Origin of the sequence: Cerasibacillus sp. (assembly GCF_036516575.1) — a bacterium.
GTDB lineage: Bacteria > Bacillota > Bacilli > Bacillales > Amphibacillaceae > Cerasibacillus.
The window spans coordinates 262,714-278,342 of record NZ_DATBTY010000073.1 but is presented as its reverse complement, the minus strand read 5'-3'; the positions used below and the strand labels follow the sequence as shown (position 1 = coordinate 278,342).

At 36.1% G+C, this 15,629-nt stretch carries 15 protein-coding genes, 1 riboswitch and 1 other annotated feature; of the genes, 7 read left to right on the top strand and 8 right to left on the bottom strand.

Annotated elements, in window-relative coordinates; translation table 11 throughout:
• Positions 1-425 precede the first annotated feature (425 nt).
• Positions 426-1,136, top strand: coding sequence for a hypothetical protein (locus tag VIG73_RS13345; protein ID WP_331642801.1), 711 nt, complete (start codon positions 426-428; stop codon positions 1,134-1,136).
• 58 nt (positions 1,137-1,194) lie between these two features.
• Here VIG73_RS13345 and leuS read toward each other — a convergent pair whose 3' ends face one another.
• From leuS to VIG73_RS13325, 4 genes are all read right to left on the bottom strand, one after another.
• Positions 1,195-3,606: a leucine--tRNA ligase gene (gene leuS, locus VIG73_RS13340; RefSeq protein ID WP_331642798.1), complete on the bottom strand. Its 2,412-nt coding sequence runs from the start codon at positions 3,604-3,606 to the stop codon at positions 1,195-1,197.
• A 54-nt stretch (positions 3,607-3,660) separates the two neighbouring features.
• Positions 3,661-3,868, bottom strand: a binding site (T-box leader).
• A gap of 75 nt (positions 3,869-3,943) precedes the next feature.
• Positions 3,944-4,639, bottom strand: a complete 696-nt coding sequence (locus tag VIG73_RS13335) for an ABC transporter ATP-binding protein (protein WP_331642795.1) — start codon at positions 4,637-4,639, stop codon at positions 3,944-3,946.
• On the bottom strand, positions 4,626-5,000 hold the full coding sequence (locus tag VIG73_RS13330; RefSeq protein WP_331642792.1) for a GntR family transcriptional regulator: 375 nt from the start codon (positions 4,998-5,000) through the stop codon (positions 4,626-4,628). The genes VIG73_RS13335 and VIG73_RS13330 overlap by 14 nt, the downstream gene beginning before the upstream one ends.
• A 1-nt stretch (position 5,001) precedes the next feature.
• Positions 5,002-5,724, bottom strand: a complete 723-nt coding sequence (locus tag VIG73_RS13325) for a hypothetical protein (protein ID WP_331642790.1) — start codon at positions 5,722-5,724, stop codon at positions 5,002-5,004.
• A gap of 135 nt (positions 5,725-5,859) precedes the next feature.
• Between VIG73_RS13325 and VIG73_RS13320 the strand changes: the two genes are divergently transcribed.
• A complete protein-coding gene (locus tag VIG73_RS13320; RefSeq protein WP_331642788.1) occupies positions 5,860-6,441 on the top strand; it encodes a class I SAM-dependent methyltransferase in 582 nt (193 codons plus the stop codon).
• Positions 6,438-6,971: a gamma carbonic anhydrase family protein gene (locus tag VIG73_RS13315; protein WP_331642786.1), complete on the top strand. Its 534-nt coding sequence runs from the start codon at positions 6,438-6,440 to the stop codon at positions 6,969-6,971. Before VIG73_RS13320 ends, VIG73_RS13315 begins: the two co-directional genes overlap by 4 nt.
• Positions 6,972-7,047: 76 nt before the next feature.
• On the opposite strand, the gene metK is transcribed toward VIG73_RS13315, so the two are convergent.
• On the bottom strand, positions 7,048-8,244 hold the full coding sequence (gene metK / locus VIG73_RS13310) for a methionine adenosyltransferase (protein ID WP_331642784.1): 1,197 nt from the start codon (positions 8,242-8,244) through the stop codon (positions 7,048-7,050).
• A 113-nt stretch (positions 8,245-8,357) separates the two neighbouring features.
• Positions 8,358-8,464, bottom strand: a riboswitch (SAM riboswitch).
• Positions 8,465-8,651: 187 nt separating this feature from the next.
• On the opposite strand from metK, the gene pckA reads away from it, so the two are divergent.
• From pckA to VIG73_RS13290, 4 genes are all read left to right on the top strand, one after another.
• The gene (gene pckA, locus VIG73_RS13305; RefSeq protein ID WP_331642782.1) at positions 8,652-10,238 is read left to right on the top strand and encodes a phosphoenolpyruvate carboxykinase (ATP); all 1,587 of its coding nucleotides are present in this window, start codon (positions 8,652-8,654) and stop codon (positions 10,236-10,238) included.
• 213 nt (positions 10,239-10,451) lie between these two features.
• On the top strand, positions 10,452-11,444 hold the full coding sequence (locus VIG73_RS13300) for an ABC transporter substrate-binding protein (protein WP_331642780.1): 993 nt from the start codon (positions 10,452-10,454) through the stop codon (positions 11,442-11,444).
• Between the two features lie 10 nt (positions 11,445-11,454).
• Entirely contained in the window at positions 11,455-12,243 is a 789-nt protein-coding gene (locus tag VIG73_RS13295) for an ABC transporter ATP-binding protein (RefSeq protein ID WP_331642778.1), read from the top strand.
• Complete coding sequence (locus VIG73_RS13290; protein WP_331642776.1) at positions 12,224-13,030, top strand: ABC transporter permease; 807 nt, start codon at positions 12,224-12,226, stop codon at positions 13,028-13,030. Before VIG73_RS13295 ends, VIG73_RS13290 begins: the two co-directional genes overlap by 20 nt.
• A gap of 103 nt (positions 13,031-13,133) precedes the next feature.
• Here VIG73_RS13290 and ytkD read toward each other — a convergent pair whose 3' ends face one another.
• From ytkD to VIG73_RS13275, 3 genes are all read right to left on the bottom strand, one after another.
• Positions 13,134-13,604, bottom strand: a complete 471-nt coding sequence (gene ytkD / locus VIG73_RS13285; RefSeq protein WP_331642774.1) for an RNA deprotection pyrophosphohydrolase — start codon at positions 13,602-13,604, stop codon at positions 13,134-13,136.
• 138 nt (positions 13,605-13,742) lie between these two features.
• Positions 13,743-14,063 (bottom strand): hydrolase, encoded by a 321-nt coding sequence (locus VIG73_RS13280; RefSeq protein ID WP_331642772.1) that lies wholly within the window; start codon positions 14,061-14,063, stop codon positions 13,743-13,745.
• A gap of 57 nt (positions 14,064-14,120) precedes the next feature.
• Positions 14,121-15,584 carry an o-succinylbenzoate--CoA ligase gene (locus tag VIG73_RS13275; protein ID WP_331642770.1) on the bottom strand — a complete coding sequence of 488 codons (1,464 nt, stop codon included), beginning with the start codon at positions 15,582-15,584 and terminating at the stop codon, positions 14,121-14,123.
• Positions 15,585-15,629: the final 45 nt, after the last annotated feature.

The following is a 15,629-nucleotide window of genomic DNA, read 5'->3' as shown; positions in this document are numbered from 1 at the left end:
TGAGCCAAGATCAAACTCTCCAAAAAAGAGTTATATTTAAACGAAGTTCGTTTAATGTTTATCTTAGCAAAATTACTTTAAGAAAAACGAGGTTGTTTTTCTTGACATACTGGTTGTTCTGTTCAGTTTTCAAAGTACAATTGTTTCATCGCTCCAAAAAGACGACTCACCTAATGTATCACATTAAAAACACTTCGTCAATACTTTTTTTAAAAAAGTTTTTATGCGATTGATGTGACAGGCTCTTCTACGAGAGCGTAACTTATTATAGCATAGCTGTTTTATTATGTCAAATTTTATTTCATAGTATAAAAACAACCCATATATTACATATATAAATCCTTATAAACAAATAATAAACATATTAATTTAATGAAAGAAGGTCGGTTTTTATTATACGTATCTGGCAAGTGTCAATAATTATCGTGATTACATTATTTCTTATGCCAAACTGTGCATTAGCAACAGATAAGCAACAAAAACAACTCATAGAAACCTATTATGAAGATATGACTGGGGACGGTGTTAAAGAAAAAATTGAGTTATTTGGAGTTCGTTTCGCTAAGGACACAACTTATTACAAAGATATTTTTATCACCATAACTTCTCATACGAAAGAATGGAAAATAAATTACGGAGGTGGCTACTCTCCACAATTAGAATTTATCGATATCAATCATGATCATATTAATGATATTCTTTTCCAGAGTGATCCAGGCGGCAGTGGCGTTTTACGTAACACACGCATAAGTACACTTAAACACGGTGAAGTTCAGGATATCCCATTACCATCACAACATGTTACGGGAGTCTTTAAAGATCATTTTCAAATCGAATTACGAATCACTCCTCTCAAACCCAAAATAATTGACATATCTCATCATAAAGCAGATTATATTCGGTTAGACATATATAATAAGGAAGAAAAACTGTTAAAACGAAATATGATACCACTGATTGACCCAACTACTTATTTTAAACCAATACCCATTAGTAAAGAAAAAGGTTTTGGTTTAAAAAGTCTTCAGCAAATAAATGGTGCTTATCAAGCTGATTATCTTGGAACCGTCGAAACATTATGGTATTTCGAAAATGAATCATGGGTGATTTTAAAAACCGGATGGAAAGCAAAATAATATTATACATCATGTAAAAAGGATCTCCTAAATAGGAAATCCTTTTTTATGGCAATCATTAGTTTGCTACGATATTAACAAGTTTTCCCGGAACAACAATAACTTTACGGACCGTCTTTCCTTCAATCCAGTCCTTGATTGTTTCATTTTCTAGGGCGATTTTTTCTAGTTCTTCTTTTGATATATCCTTAGAAACATGAATTTTAGCTCTAACTTTTCCCATAACTTGAAGAACTACTTCTACTTCATTATCGACTAATTTCGCTTCATTATATGTTGGCCATTGCGCATATGCGATTGATTCTTTATAACCTAATTTATCCCAAATTTCTTCAGCTAAATGAGGAGTAATCGGGGAAATTAGCTTAATAAATCCTTCAACATACGCTTTTGATATTTCATCTTGTTTATACCCTTCATTAATAAATACCATCATTTGTGAAATGGCTGTATTGAAATGTAGGTTTTCATAGTCTTCGGTTACTTTCTTAACCGTTTGATGATAAACCTTTTCTATTGGTTCAGTATTATGTTCAACAATTTTTTCAGAAATTGTGCCATCTTCGTTAACAAATAGTCGCCATATCCGATCTAAAAAGCGACGTGCACCATCTAAGCCTTTTGTTGACCAGGATACATCTGCGTCAAGTGGTCCCATGAACATTTCGTATAAGCGCAGCGTATCAGCACCATGAGACTCAACGATTTCATCAGGATTAATGACATTTCCGAGTGATTTACTCATTTTCACATGATCTTCTCCGAGAATCATACCCTGATTATACAATTTCATAAATGGCTCTTTTGTTGGAACAACTCCGAGGTCATATAAAAACTTATGCCAGAAACGTGCATACAGTAAGTGAAGAACAGCATGCTCTGCTCCACCAATATAAAGATCAACTGGTAACCATTTCTTCAGCAATTCAGGATCGGCTAGTTGTTCATGATTATCAGGATCGATAAAACGTAAGAAATACCAACTACTACCAGCCCACTGAGGCATCGTATTTGTTTCACGGCGGCCTTTCATGCCTGTTTCAGGATCAACAACATGAATCCAGTCACTGTTTGCAAGTGGAGATTCTCCTGTACCAGACGGTTTAATTTCCTTCATCTCTGGAAGTTCTAAAGGTAGTTCTTCTTCAGGTACAGCTGTCATTGTGCCATCTTCCCAATGAATAATTGGAATTGGTTCCCCCCAATAACGCTGTCTTGAAAATAACCAATCACGTAAACGATAGGAAACTTTTTTCTTACCTTTTTCATTCGCTTCTAGCCATTCAATCATTTTCTCAATAGCAGCGTCTTTATCTAAACCATTTAAGAAGTCCGAATTAACAAGCTCACCATCACCAATGTAAGCTTCTTTTGTTACGTCGCCACCTTTCACTACCTCGATGATTGGTAAATCAAATTGTGTGGCAAATTCATAATCACGCTCATCATGAGCTGGTACCGCCATGATGGCACCACTTCCATATGACATTAGCACATAATCAGCAACCCAGATTGGTATTTTATTGTTATTAACTGGGTTAATAGCATAAGCACCAGTAAAAACACCTGTCTTCTCTTTTGCTAAATCAGTTCGTTCTAAATCAGATTTAGCTTGCACCTGTTCAACATATGTTTTTACCGCTTCTTTTTGTTCGGTTGTAACAATTTTTTTAACTATTGGGTGCTCAGGCGCTAATACGGCATATGTTGCTCCAAATAACGTGTCAGGACGTGTTGTAAATACATCGAACATCTCGTCATGTCCATCAATTGTGAAGATGACTTCCGCTCCCTCTGACCGACCAATCCAATTGCGCTGCATTTCTTTTAAGTTTTCTGGCCAATCAAGTTCATCTAAATCTTCTAAGAGACGGTCAGCATAAGCTGTAATTTTTAGCATCCATTGCTTCATCGGCTTACGAATAACTGGATGACCACCACGTTCACTTTTACCATCTATAACTTCTTCATTCGCAAGAACTGTCCCTAATGCAGGACACCAGTTTACATTCACTTCATCCATATAGGCTAAGCCTTTTTCATACATCTTTGCAAAAATCCACTGGGTCCATTTATAATATTCTGGGTCTGTTGTACTGATTTCACGATCCCAATCATAGGAAAAACCAAGATCTTGGAGTTGTCGTCTAAATGTAGCAATATTTTTCTTCGTAAATTCTTTCGGACTGTTCCCTGTATCAAGTGCATATTGTTCGGCTGGAAGTCCAAATGCATCCCACCCCATTGGATGAAGAACTTCATATCCCTGCATCCGTTTCATTCGTGACATAATATCTGTTGCCGTGTAACTGACTGGATGCCCAACATGTAATCCCGCTGCAGATGGGTATGGAAACATGTCTAAAGCATACATTTTCTTTTTATTAGTATTGGCATTCGTCTTAAATGTTTTATTGTCAAGCCAATATGTTTGCCATTTCTTTTCAATCTCTTTATGGTTATAACCCATAATCGTTTCCTCCTTGTGTTTTATAAATATAATAAAAAAAGCCCCTCATCCCTCATAAGGGACGAGAAGCTATTATTCCCGCGGTACCACCCGAATTAACATATGTTCACTCATAGCCTTAACGCGGCGAACGGCAAAAGCTACTATTAGTTCACCTTTGCAGCTTCAAGGGGAGTTCATAATCGATTAGGAACAGCTTGCACCACCCACTGTCTCTCTTAGCCTTAACCAAATTATTACTAGTCCTTGGCATCGCTTTTTCATAAAATATCTTATATTACATTGATTGATAATGATTCTAATGAAATTCAAACACTTTGTCAAGGGATTATATCAATTAAACGGATTGATACATATCTTCCATCCAAGTTACAACATCTTTTTGCTCATACTCCCGAATCTTTTCAATGGATTGATGTGCTATGACCTGACCTCTTTTCAAGAGCACCACATCATCTAAAATTAGATCTACTTCATTTACTTCATGTGTAGACATAATAAGGGTTTGTTTCGATAGGTCAATAAATTGTAACATTGACTTGATAATCGATTTACGAACCATGGGATCTAATCCGAGAAAAGGTTCATCTAATATAATATAAGGAACGTCACGTGCTAATGTGACAACCATTTTTAATCGGGTTAAATTTCCTTTAGATAAGTGATTGATTTTTTGTCCTTCTCGTAAATTCATAAACAGTAGCATCGTTTCTGCTTTCTCTTTATTAAAATCATCGTAAACAGCATCATAATAACGTATAAGTTCGCCAACTGTGAAATACCAGTAAAAATAATCTTGATCATGAAGAAAAGCGAGTCGCTGACAAATACGACGTGTGACATGTTTTCCATCAATCAACACAGTTCCTTTTGTCGGTTTAAGTAAACCTGCGATTATTTTTAATAATGTCGTTTTGCCGCTGCCGTTCTCACCTATTACTCCCGTTATTTTTCCTTGCTCAAACGTCACACGACAATCCGAAAGAGCTTTTCTTGTTAAAAATGATTTAGAGACCTGATTAACTTGAATCATCGTTTTTCGCCTCCTCTTCAATAGTCGTCATCATCTCATGATATGTAAATCCCATTTTCATCATATCGGTAATAAAACGTTGGACAATCTCTTTTTTCATTTCTTCTTTTAATACGTTGATTCGCTCTTCATTTTCAGTAATAAATGTCCCCTGACCGCGTTTAGACTCGACAATCCCATCTCTTTCAAGTTCTTGATAGACACGTTGAATCGTATTTGCATTCACTCCAACTTGTACGGCAAAGTCTCTAACAGACGGTAGTTTATCACCATGTTCATATGTTCCACGAACGATATCTTGGCAAATATGTTCCATTATCTGTTTATAAATAGGTTTATGTCTGTTAAATTCATGATTCATTTTACGATGCCTCTACTTTTCTTTCGAATAAATAGACTGAAATCATATAAAAAATGATAGCTATTCCACCATACAATAACCATTCCCCTATATAAAATATCTTGTTAAAAAAGTCTTCAGCAGATAATGGATTCGATAGAGGGATTTTAATTGCTCCCCATTTTATCATTGTGTTATATAATGACGTATTTTGAAACGCGGTAAATAAGTTTGAACTGCCTATGAGTATGAGGACAATAATGATCAAACTAAACTTACCAATATATGTTCGCCACACTTGATGTAAAGTCCATAATAATATAATGATTGTCGTTATAAATAACGAGATGCTTAAATAACAAAACGCATACATTGATAAATACATATAGTTTAGACTTATTAAATGCAATGACTCTTCAGTTAAAACACTTTTCAAAAGATCAATGAAAATAATGAAATACATAAATAGCATGACGATAAACGTCGCAAAAGTTATTTTAACTATATATAAAGTATGTGCTGATTGAGGATGATGTAAAAAAACAGCTAATTGGTTTGCTTCTAAATTCAAGCTAAATAAGACGATGAGCGGAGGCATTATAAGGCCAAAAGTTAATAATTCTCTACCATCAAACGATAATAACGAATCCATGCTAAATCCATATAAGAGGATAATCATCATGCTGCCAATTAGAATAAACCATTTTAACATATGCCATTCTCTATAAAGCAAAGCTAATTTCAAAAACATCAACTCCTTTACATTTAAGTGTACCAGCTTAATAGTACACTAATTATACCAAACAACGCAAATGTTTTTTGTTTTTATTTAGACATGCTACACTAACATATAGAAATGCATAATAAAGGGGTACAAAAAATGGTTATGGGAGTTATTGACTTTTCACATTTTTTAATGGAGCAAGTAATTGATGAAGGGGAAACTGTTATTGATGCAACTTGCGGAAATGGCCATGATACATTGTATCTAAGTCGATTAGTTGGTGAATCGGGTCGAGTTATTGCCTTTGATATACAAGAATTAGCGATTAATAATACGAGACAATTACTTGAAAAACATTCACGGCAAAATGTAACACTTATTAAAGATAGTCATGCCAATTTCGAGCAATACATAGATGAAGACAAACGTGAAAATTTAGGTGGAGCCATATTTAATCTTGGGTACCTCCCCCGAAGTAATAAACAAATCATAACAAAAAAAGAATCGACAATAGCAGCCATACAATCACTATTACAATTCATTCGACCTGGAGGTATTATCGTTTTAGTCGTTTATCACGGACATGATGGCGGAGAGTTAGAGAAAGAAGGGCTTCTAAACTATGTCACGAAACTCGACCAAAAAGATGTTCATGTTCTAAAATATGGATTTATTAATCAAAAAAATAAACCACCATTTATTATTGCGATTCAAAAGAAAGGAGATAGAAACAGATGATACATTCATATAAAAATCATAAGCCAAAAATTCATGACAGTTCTTTTGTTGCTAAAGACGCAGTGATTATCGGTGATGTTGAAATAGGTGAAGAATCTACCATTTGGTTTAAAACAGTCATTCGCGGTGATGTCGCATCGACGAAAATCGGTAAACGAGTCAGCGTCCAAGATTTAACGATGATTCATCAGAGTCCCAATCTTCCAGTTATTGTAGAAGATGATGTCACTATCGGGCATCAAGTTACCTTACATTCCGGTATTGTTCGAAAAAATGCACTTATCGGAATGGGATCTATTATTTTGGATGGAGCTGAAATCGGGGAGAATGCTTTTATAGGTGCAGGTAGTCTCGTTCCTCCTGGTAAAAAGATTCCTCCATATACGTTGGCATTTGGAAGTCCTGCTAAAGTGATTCGGAAATTAACTGACAAAGATTTGGAGGAGATGAAACGTATTCGAGAATCTTATGTAGAGAAAGGAAAGTACTATCGCGAGTCCACTAATTTAGCAAAAGAAAATAATATATGATTCTTACAAAAAAGGCGGATCACTTTTACACGACCCGCCCTTTTATATGTTTCATTATCATTCAGTGATATTTATACTACATAACAAAAGATTTCAGTTCTTCTATCCTATCTATCTTCTCCCAAGGGAATTGGACATCTGTTCTGCCAAAATGACCATATGCAGCTGTATCTTTAAAAATCGGGCGTTGTAAGTCAAGCATTTGGATGATGCCAGCGGGACGTAAATCAAATATTTCACGAACAGCTTCAACGAGTTTCTCTTCACTGACCTCTCCCGTACCAAATGTATTAACAGAAATAGATACAGGTTCTGCCACACCAATTGCATAAGCAATTTGAACCTCACATGATTTAGCAAGCCCAGCCGCAACAATATTTTTAGCAACATATCTCGCTGCATAAGAAGCTGAACGGTCTACTTTAGTTGCATCTTTTCCACTAAATGCTCCTCCACCGTGTCGCGCATAGCCACCGTAAGTGTCAACAATGATTTTTCTTCCGGTTAAGCCAGCATCTCCTTGTGGACCACCAATAACAAATCGACCAGTCGGGTTGATAAAATATTTCGTTTGTTCATCTAGTAAATGTTCAGGAACAATCGGTCGAATAACATGCTCATGTAAATCACGTTCTATTTGTTCTCTTGTGACTGCTTCATGATGTTGAGTAGATATAACGATTGTATCTACTCGAATAGGTTGGTCATTTTCATCATACTCAATCGTAACTTGGGTTTTTCCATCTGGACGTAAATAATCAACAATTTTTTCTTTACGTACATCAGATAAACGCTTTGCCAATTGATGAGCTAACGAAATAGGTAAAGGCATAAGTTCTTCCGTTTCATCACATGCATACCCAAACATTAAACCTTGGTCTCCCGCTCCGATTAAATCTAAATTTCGGTCTGAATCTTGTCCTTCACGAACTTCTAAAGATTCATCAACTCCACTTGCAATGTCAGGAGATTGTTCATCAATCGCTGTTAAAACAGCACATGTGTCAGCGTCAAATCCATATTTAGCACGTGTATAACCAATTTCACGAATGGTACGTCTGACAACTTGTGGAATATCGACATATGTCTCTGTCGTAATTTCCCCTGCAACGAGAACCATGCCAGTCGTAACAATCGTTTCACAGGCTACTCTTGCGTTGGGATCTTTTTTCAGAATTTCATCTAAAATTGCATCTGATATTTGATCACTAATTTTATCAGGATGGCCTTCTGTTACGGATTCTGACGTAAATAATCGACGGTTTTTCTTCATTGAGATTTATTCTCCCTTTATATAAATGGTACGGAACTCCAATTCTCGCAAAATATCACTATAAATAAGAAAATCCTTTCCTTATAGTGAGGAAAGGATAACGTGGCCTTTCGCTCTTATTGTTCAAGGTCAATGCCCTTGCATCAGGTTAGCACCTTTTCACTATGTGATGGTTGCTGGGTTTCATAGGGCCTGTCCCTCCACCGACTCTGAATAAGAGTATCCGTTCAAAAATATAGTAGCGAAACACCTTGTTTATGTCAACTTTTTTAACATTTAATATAAAGTTTAAATAATCCTTTTAATTAGTATGGACTATTGATTCAAATGTGCTATACTATTATTCAGGTTGAATAATAATTTAAATAAAAATGAACTTAAATTAATAAAAAGGCAGGTAATTAAACGTGAGCATTGTGCAAGAATCAATTCGAAGTCTTTCAGATCTCCCTAATTTACAGGATAATCTTTCTACTCCAAAATTAGTTGAAAAGATCGTATCGCGCAAAGAAGGTATTCTCACTTCAACTGGAGCAGTTCAAGCAACAACTGGTAAATATACAGGGCGTTCACCAAAAGATAAATTCATCGTGAAAGATGACGTTTCAGACAACCTTGTTGAATGGGGCAAAGTTAACAAACCAATTGAAGAAACAACATTTCTAAATCTATTGGAAAAAGTCGTTAACTATTTAGAAAAACAAGATGAAGTATTTGCACTCAATGGATTTGCAGGTGCTGATAAATCATATCAATTACCTATTAAAGTATATAATGAGTACGCATGGCAAAATCTTTTTGCTAAACAACTATTTATTCGTCCAACAACAGAGGAATTAAAAACACATGAACCTGAGTTCACCGTTATTTCTGCACCATCATTTAAAGCAGACCCTGAAGTAGACGGCACTCACTCAGAAGCATTTGTATTGGTTTCATTTAAACATCGTATTGTGTTAATCGGTGGAACTGAATATGCTGGTGAAATTAAAAAGTCCATTTTTTCAGTGATGAACTTCTTACTCCCACAGAAAGACGTTCTATCAATGCACTGTTCAGCAAATGTCGGTAAAGATGGTGATGTTGCTCTATTTTTCGGTTTATCTGGGACTGGAAAAACAACCCTTTCTGCTGACAAAGACCGTCAATTAATCGGTGATGATGAACACGGTTGGAGTCCAGACGGTGTTTTCAATATCGAAGGTGGTTGCTACGCAAAATGTATCAACCTATCCGAAGAAAAAGAGCCAGAGATCTATAATGCCATTCGTTATGGATCTGTGTTAGAAAACGTCGTAGTTGATAAAGAAACACGTGAACCTGATTATGATGATACTACATTTACCGAAAATACGCGAGTCGCATACCCGATTGAACATATAGAAAACATTGCTAAACCAAGTATGGCAGGTCACCCAAAAACAATTATTTTCTTAACAGCTGACGCTTCAGGTGTTCTACCGCCAATCAGTCGCTTAACAAAAGAACAAGCCATGTATCACTTCTTAAGTGGTTACACAAGTAAATTAGCTGGTACTGAAAGAGGAATTACTGAACCAGAAGCAACATTTTCAGCTTGCTTTGGAGAGCCATTCTTACCACTAGCTCCAGTAACATATGCAAAAATGCTTGGAGATAAAATTGATAAACATCAAGCAAAAGTATTCCTTGTTAATACAGGATGGACTGGTGGAAAATATGGTGTTGGAAAACGAATGAATCTTAGCTATACACGTGCAATGGTTCACGCTGCATTAAAAGGTGAACTGAACGATGTCGATACAGTTAAAGATGACATTTTCGGCTTAGACATTCCAACAACAATCATGAACGTTCCAGACGAAGTACTCATCCCGCGTAACACATGGGAAGATAAGGATGCTTATGATCAAACTGCAAAAGAACTAGCCGTTAAATTCCATGAGAACTTCCAAAAATTCGCCCATGTAAGTGATGATATTGTAGAAGCTGGTCCAATATATCGCCCTAATTAATTATGCTTCCTCATCCCAAGAGGATTTTACTATAATATGAAATATGAAAAGAGCTGCCCAAAAAGTCTTTTTGGCTTTTGGGGAGCTCTTTTTTATTTGTGTAATGACTTATCAACAATCCCTTTGTCAAAAAATATCTTTCTAGGCGTTCACACATCTTTTTTCCATGCATAAACTGTTTTGTGACATATCTTGTTAGAAAGGATAATAAAAATGAGACATTTTTTTATGATAGCTGTGCCACTTTTCTTTTTAACTGTACTTTCTTCGTGCCAATCAAATGATCAAGCGCTTACGAAGCTTAACCTCGCAGAAGTCACCCGTTCACTCTTTTATGCTCCACAATATGTGGCAATCGAAAAAGGATTTTTTTCAGATGAAGGACTAGATATTCAATTACAAACGACATGGGGTGGCGATAAAACAATGACAACGCTTCTTTCGGGTGGGGCCGATATTGCTCTTGTCGGTTCGGAAACATCTATTTATGTATACGCACAAAACCCAAAAGACCATGCTGTTAACTTCGCTCAGTTAACGCAAACAGATGGCACCTTTTTAGTCGCAAAAAGTCCGAAACCTCATTTTTCATGGGAAGATCTGAAAGGTGAATCATTTTTAGGTCAACGTAAAGGCGGCATGCCACAAATGGTCGGTGAATTTGTTTTAAAAAAGCATGAGATTGATCCTCATAATGATTTGACATTATTACAAAACATTGATTTTGGAAACATTCCAAGTGCATTTGTATCTGGAGATTCTGAGTATGTACAGCTCTTTGAACCAACGGCAAGCGTATTTGAAAAAGAAGGCAAAGGGCATGTCATTGCCTCGTTTGGTGAAGAATCTGGAAAAGTTCCTTATACCGTTTATATGGCGAAACAAAGCTATTTAAACGAACATCCTGAAATCATTAAACAATTCACGCGTGCGATATATCGTGCACAAAAATGGGTTGAATCACATGAAGCAGAAGAAATTGCTGATATCATTAAACCCTACTTTGAAGATGTTGATTTACAAATCTTAACGACTTCTATTGAACGGTATAAAAACCAAAATTCATTTGCAACAGACCCTATTTTAGCAGAAGATACATGGGAAAATTTAATAGCCATCATGGATGCTGCTAGTGAACTACCAGATGATGCACCCTATGACGCACTCGTCAATACAGACATTGCCGAAGAAGTGATGAAAGAGTAGGAGGGATGGCATGGCATTTTTAAAATTAGAACATGTCTCACACCTTTATTTTACAACCAAGACATACACAAAAGCATTGGATGATATTTCTCTTTCGATTAATCGTGGTGAGTTTGTTTCGATTTTAGGATCAAGTGGTTGTGGTAAATCAACACTTCTGTCAATTATTGCCGGCATCCTAAAGCAAACGAAAGGAAAAGTGCTTTTGAACAATAAACCACTTCAGCAATCAGAACATGCATTAGGCTATATGCTCCAACAAGATTATTTATTTCCTTGGAAAACAATTATTGACAACGTCTTGATTGGATTAAAAGTGCGTAAGATGCTGTCAGAAGACACAAAAAATAAGGCTTTAAAACTACTCGATGAAGTCGGCCTACCTCAGCTTGAAGACACTTATCCAAATGAGTTATCAGGTGGCATGCGCCAGCGTGTTGCTCTTGTTCGAACATTAATGACCAATCCGGAAATTTTACTTCTCGATGAACCTTTCTCAGCATTAGATTATCAAACAAAATTAAAGTTAGAAAATCTCGTCTATCGATTATTAAAACAGTATCGTAAAACAGCGATACTCGTTACTCATGATATTGGTGAAGCCATTTCATTAAGCGATCGAATTATTTTAATGGATACCAATCCAGGCCGAATTTCTACAATAGTCGATGTACCCGATGTTTTACGAGAAAAAATGCCATTTTTGGTAAGGAGACAACCGAGTTACCAACAACTTTTTGATCAAATATGGGAAGTTTTGAACAGAGGGAGTGATGAAAATGGAAGAGGAGGCACGTGATTTAAAACTATTTAAGACATATCAAAAGAATTTATCACGAGAACGAAAATGGACTATCATTTGGCAGCTTATTATATTTATTAGTTTTTTTGCATTGTGGGAAATATCAAGTCGTTTCTATTGGATCGATCCATTACTGTTCAGCTCCCCTTCTCATATAGTCACACTATTAATCGAGAAATTTAAAGATGGTTCGATGGTTGTCCACGCACAAGTGACTTTGTTTGAAACGATTCTCGGCTTTATTCTCGGAACCATTATCGGTATTCTCATTGCTGCATGTCTCTGGCTACTTCCGCGCCTTGCAAACATACTTGACCCTTATCTCGTTATCTTAAATGCCATGCCTAAAGTAGCGCTTGGACCCATAATTATCGTAGCTCTTGGACCTGGATATACATCTATCATTGCAATGGGGGCAATCGTCTCTGTTATTATCACAACGATTGTCATTTATACTGGTTTTAAAGAAGTGGACCCTAATTATTTAAAAGTGTTACAAAGCTTTAGAGCAACACGATGGATTTGTTTTAAGGAAGCCATCTTTCCCGCTACATTACCTGTTATGATTTCGACATTAAAAGTTAATGTTGGTTTAGCTTGGGTGGGGGTCATCGTTGGAGAGTTTCTTGTATCTAAGGAAGGGTTAGGGTATTTAATCGTGTATGGATTTCAAGTATTTGATTTTACACTTGTTATGGCAAGCCTCATATTAATTGCCATCTTTGCCGCTGTGATGTATAAAATCGTTGAAAAGCTAGAGAAAAAGTTAATTAAAAATGATTAATTTTACTTTATAAAGAATATCTTACTATAGGAACAGGCGGAGAAAAATAAAGCTCATCTCCGCCTGTTCCATTCAACTCCTTGAGGATAAAGAGTGACTCGAATCATGTTGTTGTTTCTATTATTTTTTTCATACAATATGTTAAGACATCGTCTTTCATAATAAAACTATATTTCTTCTCCTCTTTTATATTTTCGGGTAATTCCTCTAATAATATAGGTCCATATGTTTCGAAGTATGTAGGTTGTTCCTCAAGTTTTTTGATTTCTGCAAAATACACATTTTTTATTACGGTACTTGCTTTCCCATTGACATGATATTGTCCGATATAATCAATCGTTTCAACAATCCCACCAGTTTCTTCTTTCACCTCACGAATGGCAGCTTGTTCAGCTGTTTCACCTTGCTCAACTTTACCTCCCGGAAACTCTAAACCTCTTTCCTTGTGGTTCGTTAACAACCATTCGTTTTTATATTTACAAATAACCCATACATGTTTCGGTTGTTTAGAAAATGGGTGATTCTTAAACGAAAATCGCACTTGATTTTTATAATAATCCGTAAAAATATACATATGTCAGCTACCTTTTTAATCATTTTACACATATTATTGCATCATACTTTTCCTATTTTAACATGAATATTAATTGAAAGACAGAAAATAAAGAGGGTGTCCGATTTTAAACTATCGAAAACACCCTATGGTTGTAAATTAAAGAAATGTACGTTCATTAATGCCCATTGAGTGGATATGAGCTTTTGTTTCCTCATCCCCAAGTTCGTGGATTAATCGAATAGCGGTTAGGAAATGCTGATCATAATTATGATTAGATGAATCTTGATGGTATTGGACAAATGGGATATGAGCACGCCAAAAAGATACCCAGTTTTCATCATCCATTGCATTTAAAATCGCCCTTAGCTGATGCACTTGTTCATCTGTTGCCTGAATAACAAACTGATCATTTCCTTCATGTTTGTTACGTGAAATGTTATGTGTCGCCATATCGATATAGTATGTTTCTTTCGTCAAGACAAACACCTCCTACCCATAATGTGTCACAATGATGGGTAGGACATACAAAGGGTTTTATCTTTTTGTATGAAGCATCGCTTTTAATTGGTGACGCATTATTTTATTCGATGCATTTCGTGGTAACTGATTAATGAAAAGTATTTGTTTCGGCACTTTATAAGGTGCTAAATGTTTATGCGCATAGTCGATTATACATTTCTCTGTCAGTGCTTCTGATTCGCATACAACATATGCAACAGGCACCTCTCCCCACGTATCGTCTTTTCTCCCCACAACTGCTACTTCACGTATATCAGGGATTTGCTCTAACACATGCTCAATCTCAGTCGGATAAACATTTTCTCCACCGGAAATAATTAAATCATTGCGTCGGTCGACTACATATAAAAAACCCTCCGAATCTATGTGGCCAAGGTCACCCGTTTTCAACCAACCTTTATCAAACAGATTTGCATTAGCTGTGTCATTATTATAATAACCGGTTGTTACCATCGGTCCTTTAACATAAATTTCACCGACCCCATCCGTGGTCTTATTATGAATCTTTAGTTGGGCCGATAGAAGTGGTTTTCCAGATGAACCGATTTTTCTTAATGCATCCTTAGCGCTTAAAGTGACGATTTGTGACGATGTTTCAGTCATACCATAAGATTGAAAAACAGGGACTTGTTTTTCTTTCGCTTGTTCCAGCAACACTTCAGGTGCTGGTCCTCCTCCTAATAGCATGCCGCGAAAAGTATCTGGATAACGCTTAACACCTAAATCATCTAATAATCGTTGTAACATCACAGTCACAACGGAAATAATGGTGACTTGTTTTTCGCGGATAGCTTCATTGACCATTGCAGCATTAAACTTTTCCACCAAATAGACAGGCATGCCATAAATCACACTTTTTAAGAAAATAGATAAACCACCGACATGAAAAAAAGGTAATACGGCTAACCATTTATCTGCCTTTGATAAGCCTAGATTCAAGGCTGAGCTGATCGCACTCCACCAATGATTACCGTATGTATGGATAACTCCCTTAGGAAAACCGGTTGTTCCTGATGTATATATAATCGTAAACGGATCACTTAACCTAATTTCCTCCTTTAGAGCTACTCCCGTCTCTATATTTAATCGCTTAACCTCATCAAACGAAAGCGAGTTCTCTATTTGAAGTTGTTTGACTTTATCAATAAAGACATCATGATAGATTAATAATGAGACATTTGCATCATCAATTTGATATTGCAGCTCTGCTGGTGTTAATCGCGTGTTTAACAAAACAACTGTCGCTCCCAGATAACTTAACGCATGAATCGTTATGATCATTCTAGGGTCATTTTTTGAAAGAATAGCTACATGAGCCCCTTCCTGAATACCATATGCTGCTATTTGATAAGCTGTTTGTTGACTCCTTTGTTGTAACTCTGAAAATGTAATATTTATACCATTTTCCATTTCTATCGCAGGCACATGAGATGATATGAAAGCTTGTTGTGTTAACCAATGTGGAATGATGTCATTCATTATACTTACCCCTTTTTTGTGTTAAAAAACCTTTGCACTATAGCA

Bases quoted from the DNA above. Each gene is read 5' to 3' on its own strand.
- metK (WP_331642784.1), bottom strand. From the start codon at position 8,244: ATGAAGAAAAACCGTCGATTATTTACGTCAGAATCCGTAACAGAAGGC.
- leuS (WP_331642798.1), bottom strand. From the start codon at position 3,606: ATGGGTTATAACCATAAAGAGATTGAAAAGAAATGGCAAACATATTGG.
- VIG73_RS13290 (WP_331642776.1), top strand. From the start codon at position 12,224: ATGGAAGAGGAGGCACGTGATTTAAAACTATTTAAGACATATCAAAAG.
- VIG73_RS13330 (WP_331642792.1), bottom strand. From the start codon at position 5,000: ATGAATCATGAATTTAACAGACATAAACCTATTTATAAACAGATAATG.
- ytkD (WP_331642774.1), bottom strand. From the start codon at position 13,604: ATGTATATTTTTACGGATTATTATAAAAATCAAGTGCGATTTTCGTTT.
- VIG73_RS13320 (WP_331642788.1), top strand. From the start codon at position 5,860: ATGGTTATGGGAGTTATTGACTTTTCACATTTTTTAATGGAGCAAGTA.
- VIG73_RS13315 (WP_331642786.1), top strand. From the start codon at position 6,438: ATGATACATTCATATAAAAATCATAAGCCAAAAATTCATGACAGTTCT.
- VIG73_RS13295 (WP_331642778.1), top strand. From the start codon at position 11,455: ATGGCATTTTTAAAATTAGAACATGTCTCACACCTTTATTTTACAACC.
- VIG73_RS13335 (WP_331642795.1), bottom strand. From the start codon at position 4,639: ATGATTCAAGTTAATCAGGTCTCTAAATCATTTTTAACAAGAAAAGCT.
- VIG73_RS13300 (WP_331642780.1), top strand. From the start codon at position 10,452: ATGAGACATTTTTTTATGATAGCTGTGCCACTTTTCTTTTTAACTGTA.
- VIG73_RS13275 (WP_331642770.1), bottom strand. From the start codon at position 15,584: ATGAATGACATCATTCCACATTGGTTAACACAACAAGCTTTCATATCA.